Origin of the sequence: Enterobacter sp. 04-C-12-SI-ECC (assembly GCF_047530715.1) — a bacterium.
GTDB classification, from domain to species: Bacteria; Pseudomonadota; Gammaproteobacteria; order Enterobacterales; family Enterobacteriaceae; genus Enterobacter; species Enterobacter bugandensis.
This window is the reverse complement of record NZ_JBLKDI010000007.1, coordinates 136,613-156,615: the sequence shown is the minus strand read 5'-3', so window position 1 is coordinate 156,615 and position 20,003 is coordinate 136,613. Positions and strand designations below refer to the sequence as shown.

Below are 20,003 nucleotides of genomic sequence, written 5' to 3'. Positions count from 1 at the left end.
CACGAGAGATGAAAATGGCCCAACACGACCAATTACACCGCTATCTGTTTGAACAATTCGCCGTGCGCGGCGAGCTGGTCACCGTATCCGAAACCTGGAAACAGATTCTGGAAAACCACAACTACCCGCTGCCGGTGAAGACCCTGTTGGGCGAACTGCTGGTTGCCACCAGCCTGCTGACCGCAACGCTGAAGTTTGCCGGTGATATCACCGTGCAGCTGCAGGGTGACGGCCCGATGACGCTGGCGGTGATCAACGGCAATAACCAGCAGCAGATGCGCGGCGTAGCGCGCGTTCAGGGCGACGTTCCTGAAAATGCGGATCTCAAAACGCTGGTGGGCAATGGCTACCTGGTGATCACCATCTCCCCGGAGGAAGGTGAACGCTATCAGGGCGTGGTCGGTCTGGAAGGCGATACCCTGGCAGCCTGCCTGGAAGATTACTTCATGCGCTCCGAACAGCTGCCGACGCGTCTGTTCATCCGTACCGGTGAAGTGGACGGCCAACCTGCTGCGGGCGGCATGCTGCTGCAGGTTCTGCCAGCGCAGGACGCGCAGACCAATGACTTTGAGCATCTGGCGACGCTGACCGAAACCATCAAGGCGGAAGAACTGTTCAACCTGTCGGCGACTGACGTGCTGTGGCGTCTGTACCACGAAGAAGAAGTGACCGTGTACGATCCGCAGTCCGTGGAGTTTAAGTGTACCTGCTCGCGCGAGCGCTGCGCTGGCGCACTGAAAACTCTGCCGGATGAAGAGATCGACAGCATCATGGCTGAAGACGGCGAAATTGATATGCACTGTGACTACTGCGGTACGCACTACGTGTTCAATTCAATGGATATCGCTGAAATCCGCAATAATGCCTCTCCGGCAGATCCGCAGGTTCATTAATACGCTACCCCTCACCCTGCCCTTTTCCCTTTGCGGAGAGGGTTAGGGTGAGGGGCAAAAATCTCCCAAAAGCTGAATCGTTTTCCCTGTGTAACTCTTACGTAATTTTCTTACATGTATGCGATTACATTCACATTCTTTCCGATAAAATCACCACCTCTTAACCTTTTCGGAACATTTTCCCCAACCAAAAAGCGATTCCTGCGATAATCCGCCTGCACTGTGACTGGAGTCGCAGCGTTTTCCGTTAGTAAGGGTTTTATCCAGATGCACAAATCTATGAGCCCCGTCGCGGTTAACATCCCCAGAAAAACCCTACAATTTCAGGCAGTACATATTGGCTAAGGAGCAGTGATATGCGTGTTACTGGTTTAACCCCGCAAGATCTCAAGGCTTATGGTATTCACGACGTCCAGGAAGTGGTCTACAACCCCGATTACGATACGCTGTATCAGGAAGAGCTCAATCCAGCACTGGAAGGATACGAGCGCGGTGTGTTGACGAACCTTGGTGCTATCGCCGTCGATACCGGTATCTTTACCGGTCGTTCGCCGAAAGATAAGTATATCGTCCGAGACGAAACTACCCGCGATACGCTGTGGTGGGCTGACAAGGGCAAAGGGAAGAACGACAACAAACCGCTCTCCCCGGAAACCTGGCAGCATCTGAAAGGGCTCGTCACCCATCAACTTTCCGGCAAGCGTCTGTTCATTGTCGACGCTTTCTGCGGCGCTAACGCCGACACCCGCCTTTCCGTGCGTTTCATTACCGAAGTGGCCTGGCAGGCGCATTTCGTTAAGAATATGTTTATTCGTCCGACCGACGAAGAGCTGCAGGACTTCACACCTGACTTCATCGTGATGAACGGTGCGAAATGCACTAACCCACAGTGGAAAGAGCAGGGTCTGAACTCCGAAAACTTCATTGCCTTCAACCTGACCGAACGTATTCAGCTGATCGGCGGTACCTGGTATGGCGGCGAAATGAAGAAAGGGATGTTCTCGGTCATGAACTACCTGCTGCCGCTGCGCGGTATTGCCTCTATGCACTGCTCGGCGAACGTCGGCGAGAAAGGCGACGTCGCGGTGTTCTTCGGGCTGTCCGGCACCGGCAAAACCACCCTGTCTACCGATCCAAAACGTCGTCTGATCGGCGATGACGAACACGGCTGGGACGATGACGGGGTGTTTAACTTCGAAGGCGGTTGCTACGCGAAGACCATTCGCCTGTCTGAAGAGGCCGAGCCGGATATCTTCCACGCGATCCGCCGCGACGCGCTGCTGGAAAACGTCACCGTGCGTGCCGACGGCTCTATCGACTTCGACGATGCGTCAAAAACCGAAAACACCCGCGTCTCTTACCCGATCTACCACATCGACAACATCGTGAAGCCGGTGTCAAAAGCGGGCCATGCCACGAAGGTGATTTTCCTGACGGCGGATGCGTTCGGCGTGCTGCCACCGGTTTCCCGCCTGACCGCCAGCCAGACGCAGTACCACTTCCTCTCTGGCTTTACCGCCAAGCTGGCGGGTACCGAGCGTGGCGTCACGGAGCCAACCCCAACCTTCTCCGCCTGCTTCGGCGCGGCATTCCTGTCGCTGCACCCGACGCAATACGCTGAGGTGCTGGTGAAACGCATGCAGGCATCCGGCGCGCAGGCCTACCTGGTGAATACCGGCTGGAACGGTACCGGCAAGCGTATCTCCATCAAAGATACCCGCGCCATTATCGACGCCATTCTGGATGGTTCTCTGGATAACGCCGAAACCTTCACGTTGCCGATGTTCGATCTGGCCATTCCGACGGAACTGCCGGGTGTGGACACGCGTATCCTCGACCCGCGCAATACCTACGGATCGCCGGAACAGTGGCGCGAGAAGGCGGAATCGCTGGCGAAGCTGTTTATCGAGAACTTCGAGAAGTACACCGATACCCCGGCAGGTGAAGCGCTGGTGAGCGCGGGTCCGAAGCTGTAGTCCATGTCGGGTGGCGGCTTCGCCTTACCCGACCTGCAAAAAAGGGTGGCTCGTGCCACCCTTTTTTCAACTCTCTTTCACCTGCCCTCGCGTCACCGGAACCGGCAACCAGGCGCGAATGCTCAACCCGCCCCGCTCGCTGGTACCAATCTCCAGCAACCCGTTATGGTTATCCACAATACGCTGCACAATCGCCAGGCCTAAGCCCGTACCGCTGGTGCTGCGCGCGCTGTCGCCGCGCACAAACGGCTGGAACAGATGCTTACGCTGCTCGGGCTTAATGCCCGGGCCGTCGTCTTCCACCTGGAACCAGGCGCGGTTGAGTTCAGACCCGCTGCTAACCTTAATCCAGCCGTTACCGTAGCGCGCCGCGTTAACCACCATATTGGCCACCGCACGCTTAATGGAAAGCGGGTGCATACGAACCTGAATTTCACCGTCCTGAAGGTCAGTATCAATTTCACGCTCATAGCCACTTTCTGCGGCCACCACTTCGCCCAGCACCGCGTTCAGATCGGCCATTTCCATCGGCATCTCCTGACCGGTGCGCAGGTAGTCGATGAACTGCTCGATAATGGCGTTACACTCTTCGATGTCCTTGTTAATAGACTCGGCGAGATAACCGTCCTCTTCACCCATCATCTCCGTCGCCAGACGAATACGCGTTAGCGGGGTGCGCAGGTCATGACTGACGCCGGCCATCAGCAGCGTACGGTCATCCGCCAGCTGCTTAACGCCTGCCGCCATGTGGTTAAACGCGCGCGTTACTGAACGCACTTCAGAGGCACCATATTCGCGCAGTGGAGGAGGAATAATGCCTTTACCGACCTGGAGCGCCGCGTGCTCCAGGTCGACCAGCGGTCGGTTCTGGATACGGATAAACAGCCACGCGCCGCCTATCGCCAGCAGCATAATGGCAAGGGTGTAGCGGAACAGCGGCGAGAAATCGCCCTGATGGATTTCAGTCAGCGGAACGCGTACCCAGATGTTGGGTGACAGCCAGGTTTTCAGCCAGACGACGGGCGAGCTTTTGTTGACCTCAACGCGCACTTCCGTTGGGCCACCCAGCTGCTGCGCCATCTGCTGGCTGAGGAATTCATAGTGCTGCGCCCAGCGCAGGCCAGCATCTTCCGCCGCTTCATTGGAGTAAAGCGAAATGCCCAGTTCACGGTAGATTTCACGGCGAAATGCCGGGGGAACAACCAGCTGCGTGCCGTCCTCCAGCTGCAGTTTATCGGTCATCAGCATACGCACTTCGTAGGCCAGAACCTTATTAAACTGCTGGAGGCTCGGCAGAATCGCAAAGTTCAGCACCACCAGGTAGGTCGTCACCAGGCTGACGAACAGCAGGGTGACGATCAGTAAGAGGGTGCGGGCAAACGAGCTTCGCGGCGAGAAGCGCATTCGCCTCATGCTTTAGAGCCGTCCGGAACGAACACGTAGCCCAGACCCCATACGGTCTGAATATAACGAGGATGCGCCGGATCTTCTTCCACCATGCGGCGCAGGCGGGAGATCTGCACGTCGATGGAGCGTTCCATTGCGGAGTATTCGCGACCGCGCGCCAGGTTCATCAGCTTGTCGCGGGAAAGCGGCTCGCGCGGGTGGCTGACCAGCGCTTTCAGTACGGCAAACTCGCCGCTGGTGAGCGGCATTGGCTCATCTTCACGGAACATCTCGCGCGTGCCGAGGTTCAGCTTGAACTTGCCGAAGGCAATGACGGCTTCTTCCTGGGACGGCGCGCCCGGCAGTTCGTTCGCCTGACGGCGCAGCACGGCACGAATACGCGCCAGCAGCTCGCGCGGGTTAAACGGTTTTGGAATGTAGTCGTCGGCGCCGATTTCGAGGCCCACGATACGGTCAACTTCTTCGCCCTTCGCCGTCACCATGATGATCGGCATCGGGTTGCTCTGGCTGCGCAGACGGCGGCAGATAGAAAGCCCGTCTTCACCCGGCAGCATCAGGTCGAGAACCATCAGATGGAAAGATTCGCGGGTCAGCAGACGGTCCATCTGCTCAGCGTTCGCGACGCTACGAACCTGGAAGCCCTGCTCGGTCAGATAACGCTCAAGCAGCGCGCGCAGGCGCATGTCGTCATCCACGACCAGAATTTTGTAGTTTTCTTGCATTGTGTGTACTCCCAAAGGTTCGGATAGTCTTTGTAACAGCGTATTCTAAAAAAGTGCACGTATTCGACCAGTTAATTCTGGTATAAATTCTAGTCGAAATTGTTACAAAGCATATTTAACAGCAGCTTATCTGTTCATTTCATCACATAAATCATTATTAATCCTGTCTGTTACACTGTGTGGTACGTATTGTGCGCAAAACAGAGAACCGGCAGCAAAGGCAGCACCATGAAAACGCCCCTGATCACCCGCGAAGGGTACGAAAAGCTCAAAAAAGAGATGGATTACCTGTGGCGCGAAGAGCGTCCTGAAGTAACCAAAAAGGTGACCTGGGCGGCAAGCCTGGGCGATCGCAGCGAAAATGCTGATTATCAGTACAACAAGAAGCGGCTGCGCGAAATTGACCGCCGGGTACGCTATCTGACGAAGTGTCTTGAGAATCTAAAAATCGTCGATTACTCCCCGCAGCAGGAGGGCAAAGTGTTCTTCGGCGCGTGGGTGGAGATTGAAAACGACGATGGTGACACCCTGCGTTTTCGCATCGTCGGTTACGATGAAATTTTTGGTCGTAAAGATTACATTTCTATCGACTCCCCTATGGCCCGCGCGCTGCTGAAAAAGGAAGTGGGCGATTTAGCCGTCGTGCAGACCCCAGCCGGTGAAGCCAGTTGGTACGTCAATGAGATCGTCTACGTAAAATAGTCCGAGAGCGCCCTCCCCGGCTGGCATTTTGCCGTGTCAGCCCGTATAACTATCCCCTGATTTTTGACCCACAAGATGATAAAGCCATGATGAAAGATTCGCTCTGCCGCATTATTGCGGGTGAACTTCAGGCCAGAGCCGAACAGGTAGAAGCTGCCGTTCGCCTGCTTGATGAAGGGAACACCGTGCCGTTTATTGCACGTTATCGTAAGGAAGTCACAGGCGGTCTGGATGACACGCAGCTGCGTAACCTGGAGACCCGTCTGGGCTATCTGCGCGAGCTGGAAGAACGTCGTCAGGCGATCCTCAAATCCATCGGCGAACAGGGCAAGCTGACCAGCGAGCTGGAAAGCGCCATCAATGGCACCCTGAGCAAAACCGAACTCGAAGACCTCTATCTCCCGTACAAACCGAAGCGCCGTACCCGCGGGCAGATTGCGATTGAAGCGGGTCTTGAGCCGCTGGCCGACCTGCTGTGGAACGAGCCGTCTCACGACCCGGAAACCGAAGCGGCGAAATTCATCGACGCCGACAAAGGCGTAGCGGACACCAAGGCCGCCCTCGACGGCGCGCGCTACATTCTGATGGAGCGCTTCGCGGAAGACGCCGCCCTGCTGGCCAAAGTGCGTGATTATCTGTGGAAGAACGCCCATATCGTCTCTACCGTCGTCGCGGGTAAAGAGGAAGAAGGCGCGAAGTTCCGCGACTACTTCGATCACCACGAACCAATTTCGACCACCCCTTCCCACCGCGCGCTGGCAATGTTCCGCGGCCGCAACGAAGGCGTGCTCCAGCTCTCCCTGAACGCCGACCCGCAGTTTGACGAGCCGCCGAAAGAGAGCCACTGCGAGCAGATTATCATCGACCATCTCGGCCTGCGCCTGAACAACGCCCCGGCGGACAGCTGGCGCAAAGGCGTGGTGAGCTGGACCTGGCGCATCAAGGTGCTGATGCACCTGGAAACCGAGCTGATGGGCACCGTGCGCGAGCGTGCCGAAGATGAAGCGATCAACGTCTTCGCCCGTAACCTGCACGACCTGCTGATGGCCGCTCCTGCGGGCCTGCGCGCCACCATGGGGCTCGATCCGGGCCTGCGTACCGGCGTGAAGGTGGCGGTCGTTGACGGCACCGGCAAGCTGGTCGCCACCGATACCATTTACCCGCACACCGGCCAGGCAGCGAAAGCCGCCGTCGTGGTGGCGGCGCTGTGCGAGAAGTACAACGTGGAGCTGGTTGCCATCGGTAACGGCACCGCATCACGCGAAACCGAGCGTTTCTACCTCGACGTGCAGAAGCAGTTCCCGAAAGTGACGGCACAGAAAGTGATCGTCAGCGAAGCGGGCGCATCGGTCTATTCCGCCTCTGAGCTGGCGGCGCAGGAATTCCCTGACCTGGACGTTTCCCTGCGCGGCGCGGTCTCCATCGCCCGTCGTCTGCAGGATCCGCTGGCGGAGCTGGTGAAGATCGATCCGAAATCCATCGGCGTGGGCCAGTATCAGCACGACGTGAGCCAGACGCAGCTGGCGCGCAAGCTGGACGCGGTCGTGGAAGACTGCGTAAACGCCGTCGGCGTGGACCTGAACACCGCCTCCGTTCCCCTGCTGACCCGCGTGGCGGGGTTAACCCGCATGATGGCGCAGAACATCGTCGCCTGGCGCGATGAGAATGGCCAGTTCCAGAACCGTCAGCAGCTGCTGAAAGTGAGCCGTCTTGGGCCGAAAGCGTTTGAGCAGTGCGCGGGCTTCCTGCGCATCAACCACGGCGATAACCCGCTGGATGCCTCTACCGTTCACCCGGAAGCGTATCCAGTGGTGGAACGCATCCTGGCCGCCACCCAGCAGGCGCTGAAGGATCTCATGGGCGACAGCAGCGCTCTGCGCAACCTGAAAGCCGTTGATTTCACCGACGAAAAATTTGGTGTACCAACCGTTACCGACATTATCAAAGAGCTGGAAAAACCGGGCCGCGATCCGCGTCCTGAGTTCAAAACGGCGACCTTTGCTGACGGCATCGAGACCATGAACGATCTCCTGCCGGGCATGGTGCTGGAAGGTGCGGTGACCAACGTCACCAACTTCGGCGCGTTTGTGGATATCGGCGTGCACCAGGACGGTCTGGTGCATATCTCTTCCCTTGCCGACAAGTTCGTTGAAGACCCGCACACCGTGGTCAAAGCGGGCGACATCGTGAAGGTGAAAGTGCTGGAGGTGGATCTGCAGCGCAAGCGTATCGCCCTGACCATGCGTCTGGATGAGCAGCCGGGCGACACCAGCGCGCGCCGTGGCGGCAACGGCGGAGGCCGCGAGCAGCAGCGTCCGGCCACGAAAGCCACAAAACCGCGCGGGCGTGACGCGCAGCCTGCGGGCAACAGCGCGATGATGGACGCGCTGGCGGCGGCGATGGGTAAGAAACGCTAAGGTAACCCCCCTCTCCCCAAAAGGGAGAGGGGAATAAAATCCTCTCGAAATATATGAAACCGATTGCACACCCATATTTAAACCGCTATTTATCACTCCATTAACAAATACGCTTTTTATTCCTTCCCGGGTAATTCTGCAAATATTGAGCAAGGTCAATCAGACCGCAAATTAATACGATTAACAACATCCCGTCACATTTTTATTATTGCTGATAAAAACTATTCTCATTATCATCGCAGTGTAGATTATTTAACCTCTCGTGGAATCAGGCATTATGCAATTCACTCCAGACAGTGCATGGAAAATTACCGGTTTTACCCGCGAAATTAGCCCGGCCTATCGGCAGAAGCTGCTGTCACTTGGCATGCTGCCCGGCTCATCATTCCAGGTCGTGCGTGTGGCGCCGTTGGGCGATCCAGTTCATATCGAAACCCGGCGCGTAAATCTGGTTCTGCGCAAAAAAGACCTCGCATTAATTGAAGTTGAATCTTTATCCCGTTAACAAGCCAGCGGTTTCGGTGGGTCTAATACAATGAAAAAATTAACTATTGGCTTAATTGGCAATCCTAATTCCGGCAAGACAACCTTATTTAATCAGTTAACCGGCGCGCGCCAGCGCGTGGGAAATTGGGCAGGCGTAACGGTTGAACGTAAAGAAGGCCAGTTCACGACAACGGACAATCAGGTCACCCTGGTTGACCTTCCCGGCACCTACTCCTTAACCACGATTTCATCCCAGACTTCGCTCGATGAGCAAATTGCCTGCCACTACATTCTAGGCGGCGACGCGGATCTGCTGATCAACGTGGTCGACGCTTCGAACCTCGAGCGAAACCTTTACCTGACGCTACAGCTGCTGGAGCTGGGGATCCCCTGCATCGTGGCGCTCAACATGCTCGACATTGCGGAAAAACAAAAGCTGCGCATCGACGTCGATGCGCTCTCCGCGCGCCTGGGCTGTCCGGTGGTTCCGCTGGTCTCGACCCGCGCTCGCGGTATCGACGCCCTTAAGCTGGCGATTGACCGCCACGCGGGAAACCGCGACGTTGAGCTGGTGCACTACGCCCAGCCGCTGCTGCGCGAAGCCGAACGGCTGGCGCAGGAAATGGACAACAGCATGCCTGCAAAACAGCGCCTGTGGCTCGGCCTGCAGATGCTGGAAGGGGATATCTACAGCCGCGCCTATGCCGGACATGCGGCGGATAAACTGGACGTGGCCCTCGCCCGTCTCAGCGACGAGCTGGACGATCCGGCGCTGCACATCGCCGATGCGCGTTATCAGGCCATTGCGTCAATTTGCGACGTGGTCAGCAACGCCCTTACCGCAGAGCCCAGCCGCTTCACGGCGGCGGTGGATAAGATTGTGCTCAACCGCTTCCTCGGCTTACCCATCTTCCTGCTGGTGATGTACGTGATGTTCCTGCTCGCGATTAACATCGGTGGCGCGCTGCAGCCGATTTTTGACGCCGGTTCTGTCGCGGTCTTCGTACACGGTATTCAGTGGGTAGGTTACACCCTGCACTTCCCGGAATGGCTGACCATCTTCCTTGCCCAGGGGATTGGCGGCGGTATCAACACCGTTCTGCCGCTGGTACCGCAGATCGGCATGATGTATCTGTTCCTCTCGTTCCTCGAAGATTCCGGCTACATGGCGCGCGCCGCCTTCGTGATGGACCGCCTGATGCAGGCGCTGGGCCTGCCGGGCAAGTCCTTCGTCCCGCTGATCGTCGGCTTCGGCTGTAACGTGCCGTCGGTAATGGGCGCGCGCACCCTGGATGCACCGCGTGAACGCCTGATGACCATTATGATGGCGCCGTTTATGTCCTGCGGTGCCCGACTGGCGATCTTTGCGGTCTTCGCGGCAGCCTTTTTTGGCCAGCAGGGCGCGCTGGCGGTCTTCTCGCTGTACGTGCTGGGCATCGTGATGGCGATCCTGACCGGCTTAATGCTGAAACACACCATCATGCGTGGTGAAGCGTCACCGTTCGTGATGGAGCTGCCGGTGTACCACGTTCCCCATCTGAAAAGCCTGGCGATCCAGACCTGGCAGCGCCTGAAAGGCTTTGTGCTGCGCGCCGGTAAGGTGATTGTTATTGTCAGTATTTTCCTGAGCGCGCTGAACAGCTTCACCCTCACCGGTCAGGCGGCAGATAACATCAACGACTCTGCCCTCGCCACCGTCAGCCGCGTCATCACGCCGGTCTTCAAACCGATTGGCGTACAGGAGGATAACTGGCAGGCGACCGTGGGCCTGTTTACCGGTGCAATGGCGAAAGAGGTGGTCGTCGGGACCCTGAACACGCTCTACACCGCAGAGAACATTCAAGAGCAGGAATTTAACCCGGCGGAGTTTCACCTCGGTGACGAACTGCTGGGTGCCGTAGAGGAGACCTGGCAGAGCCTGAAAGACACCTTCAGCCTGAGCGTGCTGGCTAACCCGATTGAGGCCAGCAAAGGCGATGGCGAAATGGCGACCGGTGCCATGGGCGTGATGGGCGAGAAGTTTGGCAGCGCGTCAGCGGCCTACAGCTATCTCATCTTCGTTCTGCTCTATATTCCGTGCATCTCGGTGATGGGGGCGATTGCCCGTGAGTCCAGCCGCGGCTGGATGGGCTTCTCCATTCTGTGGGGGCTGAATATCGCCTACTCGCTGGCGACGCTGTTTTACCAGACCGTTAACTTCAGCCAGCACCCGCGCTACAGCCTGGTCTGCATCCTGGCGGTCATCCTGTTTAACGTGATTGTGATTGGCCTGCTGCGCCGGGCGCGAAGCCGCGTTGATATCAACCTGCTGGCGACGCGTAAAACCCCGGCCACCTGCTGCAACAGCCCGGCTGGCGACTGTCACTAAGGGAAAAAACAGATGGCATCGTTGATTCAGGTTCGTAACTTACTGGCATTGCAGGGACGCATGGAGGCAAAACAGCTCAGCCTTAGCCTGCATACCCCGCAGCCGATGATCGATGCCATGCTGGAGCGCCTGGAAGCCATGGGTAAAGCCGTGCGGATTCAGGAAGAAGCAGAGGGTTGCCTCTCCGGCAGTTGTAAAAGCTGTCCGGAAGGAAAGGCCTGTCTCAGGGAGTGGTGGGCACTGCGCTAATAAAGCCGGGCATTGGTGCCCGGCTTTATCGTATTACTTATAGACGTCCGCAGTAGCGCGTACGTTTTTGGTATATTTCTCAGCGCTGGTAATCACGTAGTAAGTGCCGCCAAGCTCATCCGCTTTCTTAGACAGCTCACGTTTCGCGTCCATCGGCGCAGTGGTGTCAGACGTAGAAATCTCACCAATTTTCGTCAGATTCATCCCGGCAACCTTATCTTTTTCCAGCTCTTTTGCCGCAAAGGCGCCAAATGACAATGACCCAATAACCAGAGAAGTGACAATACCCGTAACAAGTTTCATAGCCTGACTCTCCATAGGATTGTTGTTTTGATTATCGTAGGCAGAACAACCGCAACGACATCTGGAGTATGGTTGCGGTGTGTAACTTTTTCCAGGCAGGATAGAAAATAATCAGTCTAAACGTTGACTTAACGCAACCAACGCTGAACAAAATTCCGTCGGATGAGAGATAAACGGCGCATGCGCGGCTTTTGCTATGACATGTGATTCGCTGTCCGGCCAGAGGGAATCCAGAAGTGGGATCACTTTGCGCGGCACCAGCCCGTCGAGATAGCCATAGATGCGCAGGTGCGGCATGCTCAGCCCGGCCAGCGGCTCGCGCAGATCGGCCGTTTTCAGGATCTCCAGACCGCCGTTAAGCACCTCGACGTCCGGCATCGGCAGGGAGAGCACCACCTGCTTTAACGCTCTGGCATCCTGACGCGCGGTTTCGGTGCCCATCGTCTGCAAGGCGAGGAATCGCTCGACGGTCCGCTGGAAATCGTCGCTCAGCTGCTGCTGGAAGCCCGCCAGAACGTCAGGTTTGATGCCGGGCCACGCCTCTTGTGCGCTAAAGCATGGCGACGAGGCCACGGTGACCAGCGCCCTAACGCGCTCGGGCCAGGAGAGCGCAATCTGGCTTGCCACCAGCCCGCCCAGACTCCAGCCCAGCCAGATGGCATTTTGCGGCGCGGCGTCTACAACGTGCTGCGCCATTTCATCAAGCGACATCGCGCCAAAGCCACGGCTGCGACCATAGCCCGGCAGATCAACCAGATGTAATGTAAATTGCGAGGCAAGTTCCTCGCTTATGCAATGCCACACTTCCGCATTCAGGCCCCATCCGTGCAGCAGCACAAGATGGCAATTTCCTGTCCCTACGGTCTGCCACCACAGCGTATTCATCAGTTACTGTTCTCTTTTTCACATGGAGGTTGCACATGCTAACAGTGCCTGGCTTGTGCTGGCTATGCAAAATGCCGCTTGCCCTCAGCGCGTGGGGCGTCTGTTCCGTCTGCACGCGTTCGCTGGAAAGGCGTATCACAACCTGCCCGCAATGTGGTTTACCGGCGGCGAACCGCGATTTGCCCTGCGGCCGCTGCCTGAAAAAATCCCCGCCGTGGAGCGCGCTGGTGGCCGTGGATGATTATGTTCCGCCGCTGAGCGGGCTTATTCACGCCCTGAAGTTTTCCGGCCAGAGTTCGCTGGCGCAGCCCCTTGCCCGCCTGCTTTTGCTGGCCGTTTTACAGGCGCGACGAACCCGCGCTTTGCCGAAAATCGACATGGTGGTGAATGTCCCCTTATACCGACGCCGGCACTGGCGGCGCGGATATAATCAAAGCGACCTGCTCTGCCGCCCGCTCGCCCGGTGGCTGGGTTGTCGCTACGATGCCAGCGCGCTTACCCGCGTTCATGCCACCGCCATCCAGCATCAGCTCAACGCCCGGCTTCGCAAAAGGAACCTGAAAAACGCCTTTCGCCTTGAATTGCCGGTCCACGGCCTCCATATCGCCATCGTGGATGACGTCGTCACCACAGGCAGTACCGTTGCTGAACTTTCCCGACTGCTTTTGCAAAGCGGCGCCGCGTCGGTTCAGGTATGGTGTCTGTGCCGTACCTTGTAGCCCTTCTTCAATGGGCGTATGATTATACCCAGGTAATTTAGTCAACTATTAGGCCAAAGCTATGATCCGTATTTCCGATTCTGCACAAGCGCACTTTGCCAAACTGCTGGCAAATCAGGAAGAAGGGACGCAGATCCGCGTGTTTGTGATCAATCCAGGCACTCCGAATGCAGAATGTGGTGTCTCTTATTGTCCTCCGGACGCTGTGGAAGCAACTGACACTGCCCTTAAATTTGAACAGCTCACCGCTTACGTCGATGAACTGAGCGCGCCGTATCTTGAAGATGCGGAAATCGACTTTGTCACCGACCAGCTGGGTTCTCAGCTGACCCTGAAAGCGCCAAACGCCAAAATGCGTAAAGTCTCTGACGATGCGCCGCTGATGGAGCGCGTTGAGTATCTGCTGCAGTCCCAGATCAACCCACAACTGGCCGGCCACGGTGGTCGCGTTTCCCTGATGGAAATCACGGAAGACGGCCTGGCGATCCTGCAGTTCGGCGGCGGCTGTAACGGTTGCTCCATGGTCGACGTGACCCTGAAAGAAGGGATCGAGAAGCAGCTGCTGAACGAATTCCCGGAACTGAAAGGCGTGCGCGACCTGACAGAGCACCAGCGCGGCGAGCACTCTTACTACTAATTCAGTACCCGTCTGTATTGCCCGGTGGCGCTGCGCTTACCGGGCCTGACTCCCTTGCCTTCCCCCTCTATATGTTGACCTGCGTCTCATAATTCAAATTTTGCCTCACCGGGTGATTCTCAACCACGATATGTTACCCGTATCATTCTCGTGGGCACTCAACACCCTTATAACAGCCGACTAAACTTAACTGTTTCACAGGCATCAGTATGAGTGCCGTTAACCACTCTGTTCCCAGTTGGGACAACCGGAATTTGTCGTTGAAACAATGACGTTACCCATAACAATTCAAAGGCCAGGTAAATCATGCCATTAGTCATCGTTGCTATCGGTGTTGTGTTATTACTGCTCTTGATGATCCGCTTCAAAATGAACGGATTTATCGCTCTGGTTCTGGTGGCACTTGCAGTCGGTCTGATGCAGGGGATGCCGCTGGTTAAAGTTATCAGCTCTATCAAAGCCGGTGTCGGCGGCACGCTCGGCAGCCTGGCGCTGATCATGGGCTTCGGCGCCATGCTCGGTAAAATGCTGGCGGACTGCGGGGGCGCGCAGCGTATTGCCACCACGCTTATCGAAAAGTTTGGCAAGAAGAACATCCAGTGGGCGGTGGTGTTAACCGGTTTTACCGTCGGTTTCGCGCTGTTCTATGAAGTGGGCTTCGTGCTGATGCTGCCGCTGGTGTTCACCATCGCCGCCGCGGCCAACATCCCGCTGCTGTTCGTGGGTGTGCCAATGGCTGCTGCGCTGTCCGTGACCCACGGCTTCCTGCCGCCGCACCCGGGTCCAACCGCCATCGCCACCATCTTCCACGCCGATATGGGTAAAACCCTGCTGTTCGGTACGATTCTGGCGATCCCGACCGTAATTCTGGCAGGCCCGGTGTATGCCCGCTTCCTGAAAGGCATTGATAAGCCTATTCCGGAAGGTCTGTACAGCGCCAAAACCTTCACTGAAGAAGAGATGCCAGGCTTTGGCGTCAGCGTCTGGACCTCGCTGGTACCGGTGATCCTGATGGCAATGCGCGCCGTGGCGGAGATGATCCTGCCGAAAGGCCACGCTTTCCTGGCCGTTGCCGAGTTCCTCGGCGACCCGGTGATGGCAACGCTGATTGCGGTATTGATTGCGATGTTCACCTTCGGCCTGAACCGTGGCCGCTCCATGGATCAGATCAACGACACGCTGACCTCGTCCATCAAAATCATTGCCATGATGCTGCTGATTATCGGCGGTGGCGGTGCGTTCAAGCAGGTGCTGGTCGACAGCGGCGTGGACAAATACATCGCTTCCATGATGCATGAAACCAATATCTCTCCAATCCTGATGGCGTGGTCTATTGCTGCCGTGCTGCGTATCGCGCTGGGTTCTGCAACCGTTGCGGCGATTACAGCGGGCGGTATCGTTGCGCCGCTGATTGCCACCACGGGCGTCAGCCCTGAGCTGATGGTTATTGCGGTAGGCTCCGGCAGCGTGATTTTCTCTCACGTAAACGATCCGGGCTTCTGGCTGTTCAAGGAGTACTTCAACCTGACCATCGGTGAGACCATCAAGTCCTGGTCAATGCTGGAAACCATTATTTCGGTCTGCGGCCTGGTAGGGTGTCTGCTGTTGAATATGGCTCTCTGACTCTCCTGCTCGATCGGTTCCCTCTCCCCTTTGGGGAGAGGGCTAGGGTGAGGGGCAAATTACGACTTCTTACCCACCGCCTTTCTGCGCTTATCCAAATCTTTAATCAGCCTGTTCACCCCGTCATCGGTAAACATCGTCTCAAGCGTTGTGGACAGCTTGCGGCGCCAGTTCTTGTACTGATAGCTGGTGCCCGGAACGTTCACCGGCTCCGCCATATCAATCCAGTCTTCCGGCTGCAGGCCGAGCAAAGCGCTGTTGCTGTCGGCAATATAGCGCTGCAGGCCACGGTTGAGCGTTGGGGTCATTGCCATCAGCGACGCCTTATGTCCGGCACGCTTCGGCAGACAGCCATGCTTGTGCAGCGCGTCCAGCAGCCCCTGCTTCGCCAGCTCGCGGTCCTGATACAGTCCGCGCAGAACCTCTTCATCTGGATAGAGGCCCAGCGTTTTGCCGAGGGTCAGATCGCCGCTTTCCCAGTAGCCTCTGAGCGTAGGAAGATCATGCGTCGTCGCGACTGCCATTGACTGTTCAGGGTACGCTTTCGGCGCGCGGAAGGTTTTCTCATGGTCGTTTTCAAAATAGAGCACTTTGTAGGAATAAACCCCGCTGTCGCGGAGCTTGCTGACAATTTCCACCGGTACGGTACCGAGATCTTCACCGATCACCATGCACTGATGACGTTTACTCTCCAGCGCCAGGATCGACAGCAGATCGTCAACCGGATACTGCACGTACGCCCCGTGATCGGCCGTTTCACCGTACGGGATCCACCACAGGCGCAGCACGGACATCACGTGGTCGATGCGCAGCGCCCCGCAGTTCTGCATGTTCGCGCGCAGCAGGTCGATAAACGGCTCGTAGGCGCGCGCCGCCATCACGTGCGGATCCATCGGCGGCAGGCCCCAGTTCTGACCGAGCGGGCCGAGGATATCCGGCGGCGCGCCGACGGACGCTTTCAGGCAGTAAAGCTCACGGTCACACCAGGTTTCCGCGCCGCCTTCCGCCACGCCCACGGCCAGATCGCGATACAGGCCGATCGGCATCTTATAGCCCTGGCTCACCTGCCAGCAGGCGGCAAACTGGCTGTACGCCAGCCACTGCAGCCACAGGTAGAAGTCCACCTCGTCGGCATGATTTTTACAGAAGGCTTTGACTTCAGGGGTATCCACGGTCTGATACGCTTCCGGCCAGACCGGCCAGCCCCAGCGCATTTCGTCCTCTTTCACCTGATACGCGTGCAGCGCATCAAATGCCGCCTGCCAGTAGAGGCTTTCACCTTCCTGCATCACGAACTGGCGGAAGGCCGCCATCTGCTCGTCGTCGCGCTTCGCAAAGCCTTTCCACGCCAGGTGCAGAGCCGCCATTTTCAGCGCGGTCACGGAGGCATAATCTACCCAGTCCGCATTGCGGGCCTGCTTCAGCAGCTGCTGGGTGGTCTCAAGCTTCCACCACGCCTGCGCCTCTTTGCTGTTTTTGAAATCGTCTAACGCGTTAACGTCGATGTAAATCACGTTCAGCCAGCGTCGGGAAGACGGGCTGTACGGGCTCGCGCTTTCCGGGTTGGCCGGATAGAGCGCGTGGATCGGGTTGAGGCCGATAAACGCGCCGCCGCGCTCACCAACAGATGCCAGCATCTTTTTCAGATCGCCAAAATCGCCGATGCCCCAGTTGCTGTCTGAACGCAGCGTATAGAGCTGCACGCAGGCGCCCCACAGCTTTTTGCCTTCGAGCAATGCCTGCGGCTCATAGCAGCGTTTTGGCGCGACGATCACCCGGCAGTGAAAACGCTGTTCGTCCTGGGTGAGCGTCAGGCTGTGATAGCCCTCCGGCAGCTTTGCCGGAAGGTTTAACGTTTTGCCGCCGGTGGCGTGGCCTTTATGCTGATGCCCCTCTTCGGTGGTGAGCAGCCAGCTATACTCGCCGCGCCCCTCCACCGCCAGCGGCATCTTTTTGCCTGCGGTAAAGACCTTCACGTTTGGCACCGGAGCAACCGACGCGTTCGCGTCGGTTTTGTGCATGGCATCCAGCAAACGTCTTTTGGTGTCCGCACCAATAGACTGCGGTTTGCCGTGCGCATTGATGTAACTGAGGCTAATTCCCGCCGCCTGCGCGGCACTGTCCAGACGTTTACTCTCCATCGCGCTTCCTTAGCGTTTTGCCTGCCAGATACGGGCCTGATAATCACGGATTGAGCGGTCAGAGCTGAACATGCCGCAGCGCGCGGTGTTCAGAATGCACGCCCGGGTCCACGCCTCCTGGTCGCGGTACAGCACGTCGACCTGTTTCTGCGCTTCAACGTAGGCCGTGAAGTCCGCCATCACCAGGTACGGGTCGCCGCCGTGTTTGTCCATGCTGTGCAGCATCTGGTCAAACGCGTGCTTGTCGCCATCACTGTATTTGCCGCTTTCCAGCTCCTTCAGCACCGCATCCAGCACTTTGTCTTTTTTACGCCATTTCACCGGGTCGTAGCCTTTGGCCTTGATGGCTTTCACTTCTTCAACAGTATGGCCGAAGATAAAGATGTTCTCTTCACCGACCTTCTCGGCGATTTCGACGTTCGCACCGTCCAGCGTGCCGACGGTCAGCGCGCCGTTCAGCGCCAGCTTCATGTTGCCAGTACCGGACGCTTCTTTCCCTGCGGTCGAGATCTGCTCGGAGATATCCGCCGCCGGGATCAGCATTTCAGCCGCCGAGACGCAGTAATCCGGCAGGAACACGACCTTCAGCTTGTCGCCCACTTTCGGATCGCTGTTGATCGCCGCCGCCACTTTATTGATGGCGAGGATAATGTTTTTCGCCAGGTAGTAGCCCGGCGCCGCCTTCGCACCGAACAGGAACACGCGCGGCACGCGGTCGGCCTGCGGGTTCTCGCGGATCTCTTTGTACAGCGCCAGAATGTGCAGCAGGTTCAGGTGCTGACGCTTGTACTCGTGCAGGCGTTTGATCTGGATATCGAAAATCGCGTTCGGGTTGATCTCAATCCCGGTACGCATTTTCACAAACTCCGCCAGGCGAACCTTGTTCTCCAGCTTGATCGCGCGGTACTGCTCGCGGAATTTCGCGTCGTCGGCGTATTTTTCCAGGTTAATCAGCTGGTCCAGATCGTTGGCCCACTCTTTCTTCAGGGTCTTATCCAGCAGGCCGGCCAGCAGCGGATTGCACTGCTTGATCCAGCGACGCGGCGTAATGCCGTTGGTCACGTTGTGGAACTTAGTCGGCCACAGCTGGTGATATTCCGGGAACAGATCTTTCACCACCAGATCGGAGTGCAGCGCCGCCACGCCGTTAACGGCAAAGCCGCTCACCACGCACATGTTCGCCATACGCACCTGTTTGTCGTGCACCACCGCCAGCTTCGCCCAGACGGCTTTGTCGCCCGGCCAGGTTTTCTCCACCAGCGTTTTGAACTGGTCATTAATCTTGTTGATGATCTGCATGTGGCGCGGCAGCAGCGTTTTCACCAGCTTCTCATCCCAGCACTCCAGCGCTTCCGGCATCAGGGTGTGGTTGGTATAGGCGAAGGTGCGGCTGGTGATGGCCCAGGCGTCGTCCCAGCTCAGCTGATGCTCGTCAATCAGCACGCGCAGCAGTTCCGGGATGGCAATAGTCGGGTGCGTATCGTTAAGCTGAATGACTTCGAAGTCCGGCAGTTGCGCCAGCTTGCGGCCCGCCAGGTGATGGCGACGCAGAATATCCGCCACGGAGCAGGCGCACTGGAAGTACTGCTGCATCAGGCGCAGCTTTTTACCCGCCAGGTGGTTATCGTTCGGATAGAGGACTTTGGTCAGCTTCTCGGCGTCGATCCCCTGCTGCTCGGCGCGCAGGAAATCGCCGTCGTTGAATTTGGTCAGGTTGAACGGATGCGCGTGCTTCGCCTGCCACAGACGCAGCGGCTGCGCCACGCCGTTACGGTAGCCGAGCACCGGCAGGTCCCAGGCTTCACCGGTAATAGTGAACGCCGGTTCCCAGAGCCCCTGCTTCGTCACTTTCCCGCCGATGCCGACCTGCACGTCCAGCTGCGCGTTGTGGCGGAACCACGGGTAGGTATTGCGATGCCAGTCGTCCGGCGCTTCCATCTGGTGGCCGTCGGCAAACGACTGACGGAACAGGCCGTACTGGTAGTTCAGGCCATAGCCAATCGCCGACTGGCCGACCGTTGCCATAGAGTCAAGGAAACAGGCCGCCAGACGCCCCAGTCCGCCGTTGCCCAGCGCCGGGTCGATCTCTTCTTCCAGCAGGTCGGTCAGGTTAATGTCGTGCTCTTTCAGCACATCACCCACCTCCTGATACCAGCCAAGGTTCAGCAGGTTGTTGCCGGTCAGGCGGCCAATCAGGAACTCCATCGAGATATAGTTAACGTGACGCTGGCCTTTGACGGGCTTCGCCATGGGCTGAGCATCCAGCTGCTCTGCGAGCGCCCCGCTCACCGCCTGCCACCACTGGTGAGGCGTCATCTCGTTTGCAGCATGAAGGCCAAAACGCTGCCACTGACGCGTCAGGGCAGCCTGGAATTGAGCTTTGTTGAAGGTAGGCTGTGACATAGGGGATCGGCATCCTTTAGAAAGAAAACACAAGTTGGCGCTAGTGTGCCTGGCTCATTTCACCTCTTCCTC

The 20,003-nt window shown here is 57.6% G+C and carries 16 protein-coding genes; 10 read left to right on the top strand and 6 right to left on the bottom strand.

The window, feature by feature from the left end:
* Window positions 1-8 precede the first annotated feature (8 nt).
* Both hslO and pckA read left to right on the top strand, forming a co-directional pair.
* Window positions 9-893 carry an Hsp33 family molecular chaperone HslO gene (gene hslO, locus ACMWL8_RS12355; RefSeq protein ID WP_161495995.1) on the top strand — a complete coding sequence of 295 codons (885 nt, stop codon included), beginning with the start codon at window positions 9-11 and terminating at the stop codon, window positions 891-893.
* 356 nt (window positions 894-1,249) lie between these two features.
* Entirely contained in the window at window positions 1,250-2,869 is a 1,620-nt protein-coding gene (gene pckA, locus ACMWL8_RS12350) for a phosphoenolpyruvate carboxykinase (ATP) (RefSeq protein ID WP_045259359.1), read from the top strand.
* A gap of 66 nt (window positions 2,870-2,935) precedes the next feature.
* Here the strand turns inward: pckA and envZ are convergent, their stop codons facing one another.
* Both envZ and ompR read right to left on the bottom strand, forming a co-directional pair.
* Window positions 2,936-4,282 carry a two-component system sensor histidine kinase EnvZ gene (gene envZ, locus ACMWL8_RS12345; protein WP_045259360.1) on the bottom strand — a complete coding sequence of 449 codons (1,347 nt, stop codon included), beginning with the start codon at window positions 4,280-4,282 and terminating at the stop codon, window positions 2,936-2,938.
* Complete coding sequence (gene ompR / locus ACMWL8_RS12340; RefSeq protein WP_001157751.1) at window positions 4,279-4,998, bottom strand: two-component system response regulator OmpR; 720 nt, start codon at window positions 4,996-4,998, stop codon at window positions 4,279-4,281. The genes envZ and ompR overlap by 4 nt, the downstream gene beginning before the upstream one ends.
* Before the next feature lie 228 nt (window positions 4,999-5,226).
* Here ompR and greB point away from each other — a divergent pair, with 228 nt between their 5' ends.
* From greB to feoC, 5 genes are all read left to right on the top strand, one after another.
* A complete protein-coding gene (gene greB, locus ACMWL8_RS12335; RefSeq protein ID WP_014885539.1) occupies window positions 5,227-5,700 on the top strand; it encodes a transcription elongation factor GreB in 474 nt (157 codons plus the stop codon).
* Between the two features lie 86 nt (window positions 5,701-5,786).
* Entirely contained in the window at window positions 5,787-8,117 is a 2,331-nt protein-coding gene (locus ACMWL8_RS12330; RefSeq protein ID WP_045259361.1) for a Tex family protein, read from the top strand.
* A 277-nt stretch (window positions 8,118-8,394) separates the two neighbouring features.
* Window positions 8,395-8,622 carry a ferrous iron transporter A gene (feoA, locus tag ACMWL8_RS12325; RefSeq protein ID WP_006177893.1) on the top strand — a complete coding sequence of 76 codons (228 nt, stop codon included), beginning with the start codon at window positions 8,395-8,397 and terminating at the stop codon, window positions 8,620-8,622.
* A 30-nt stretch (window positions 8,623-8,652) separates the two neighbouring features.
* Window positions 8,653-10,971, top strand: a complete 2,319-nt coding sequence (feoB, locus tag ACMWL8_RS12320; protein ID WP_045259362.1) for a Fe(2+) transporter permease subunit FeoB — start codon at window positions 8,653-8,655, stop codon at window positions 10,969-10,971.
* A gap of 12 nt (window positions 10,972-10,983) precedes the next feature.
* Window positions 10,984-11,220 (top strand): [Fe-S]-dependent transcriptional repressor FeoC, encoded by a 237-nt coding sequence (gene feoC, locus ACMWL8_RS12315; protein ID WP_045259363.1) that lies wholly within the window; start codon window positions 10,984-10,986, stop codon window positions 11,218-11,220.
* Between the two features lie 33 nt (window positions 11,221-11,253).
* Here feoC and ACMWL8_RS12310 read toward each other — a convergent pair whose 3' ends face one another.
* On the bottom strand, window positions 11,254-11,523 hold the full coding sequence (locus tag ACMWL8_RS12310; protein ID WP_045259364.1) for a YdgH/BhsA/McbA-like domain containing protein: 270 nt from the start codon (window positions 11,521-11,523) through the stop codon (window positions 11,254-11,256).
* Between the two features lie 111 nt (window positions 11,524-11,634).
* On the bottom strand, window positions 11,635-12,408 hold the full coding sequence (bioH, locus tag ACMWL8_RS12305; RefSeq protein ID WP_045259365.1) for a pimeloyl-ACP methyl ester esterase BioH: 774 nt from the start codon (window positions 12,406-12,408) through the stop codon (window positions 11,635-11,637).
* Between the two features lie 35 nt (window positions 12,409-12,443).
* On the opposite strand from bioH, the gene gntX reads away from it, so the two are divergent.
* The 3 genes from gntX (at window position 12,444) to gntT (ending at window position 15,387) form a co-directional block, all read left to right on the top strand.
* On the top strand, window positions 12,444-13,127 hold the full coding sequence (gene gntX, locus ACMWL8_RS12300) for a DNA utilization protein GntX (protein ID WP_045259366.1): 684 nt from the start codon (window positions 12,444-12,446) through the stop codon (window positions 13,125-13,127).
* A 61-nt stretch (window positions 13,128-13,188) separates the two neighbouring features.
* Window positions 13,189-13,764, top strand: coding sequence for a Fe-S biogenesis protein NfuA (gene nfuA, locus ACMWL8_RS12295; protein ID WP_003861601.1), 576 nt, complete (start codon window positions 13,189-13,191; stop codon window positions 13,762-13,764).
* Between the two features lie 306 nt (window positions 13,765-14,070).
* On the top strand, window positions 14,071-15,387 hold the full coding sequence (gntT, locus tag ACMWL8_RS12290; RefSeq protein ID WP_028014680.1) for a gluconate transporter: 1,317 nt from the start codon (window positions 14,071-14,073) through the stop codon (window positions 15,385-15,387).
* A 59-nt stretch (window positions 15,388-15,446) separates the two neighbouring features.
* Here gntT and malQ read toward each other — a convergent pair whose 3' ends face one another.
* Together malQ and malP are read right to left on the bottom strand one after the other, a co-directional pair.
* On the bottom strand, window positions 15,447-17,528 hold the full coding sequence (malQ, locus tag ACMWL8_RS12285; RefSeq protein WP_045259367.1) for a 4-alpha-glucanotransferase: 2,082 nt from the start codon (window positions 17,526-17,528) through the stop codon (window positions 15,447-15,449).
* 9 nt (window positions 17,529-17,537) lie between these two features.
* A complete protein-coding gene (gene malP / locus ACMWL8_RS12280) occupies window positions 17,538-19,931 on the bottom strand; it encodes a maltodextrin phosphorylase (protein ID WP_045259368.1) in 2,394 nt (797 codons plus the stop codon).
* Window positions 19,932-20,003 lie beyond the last annotated feature (72 nt).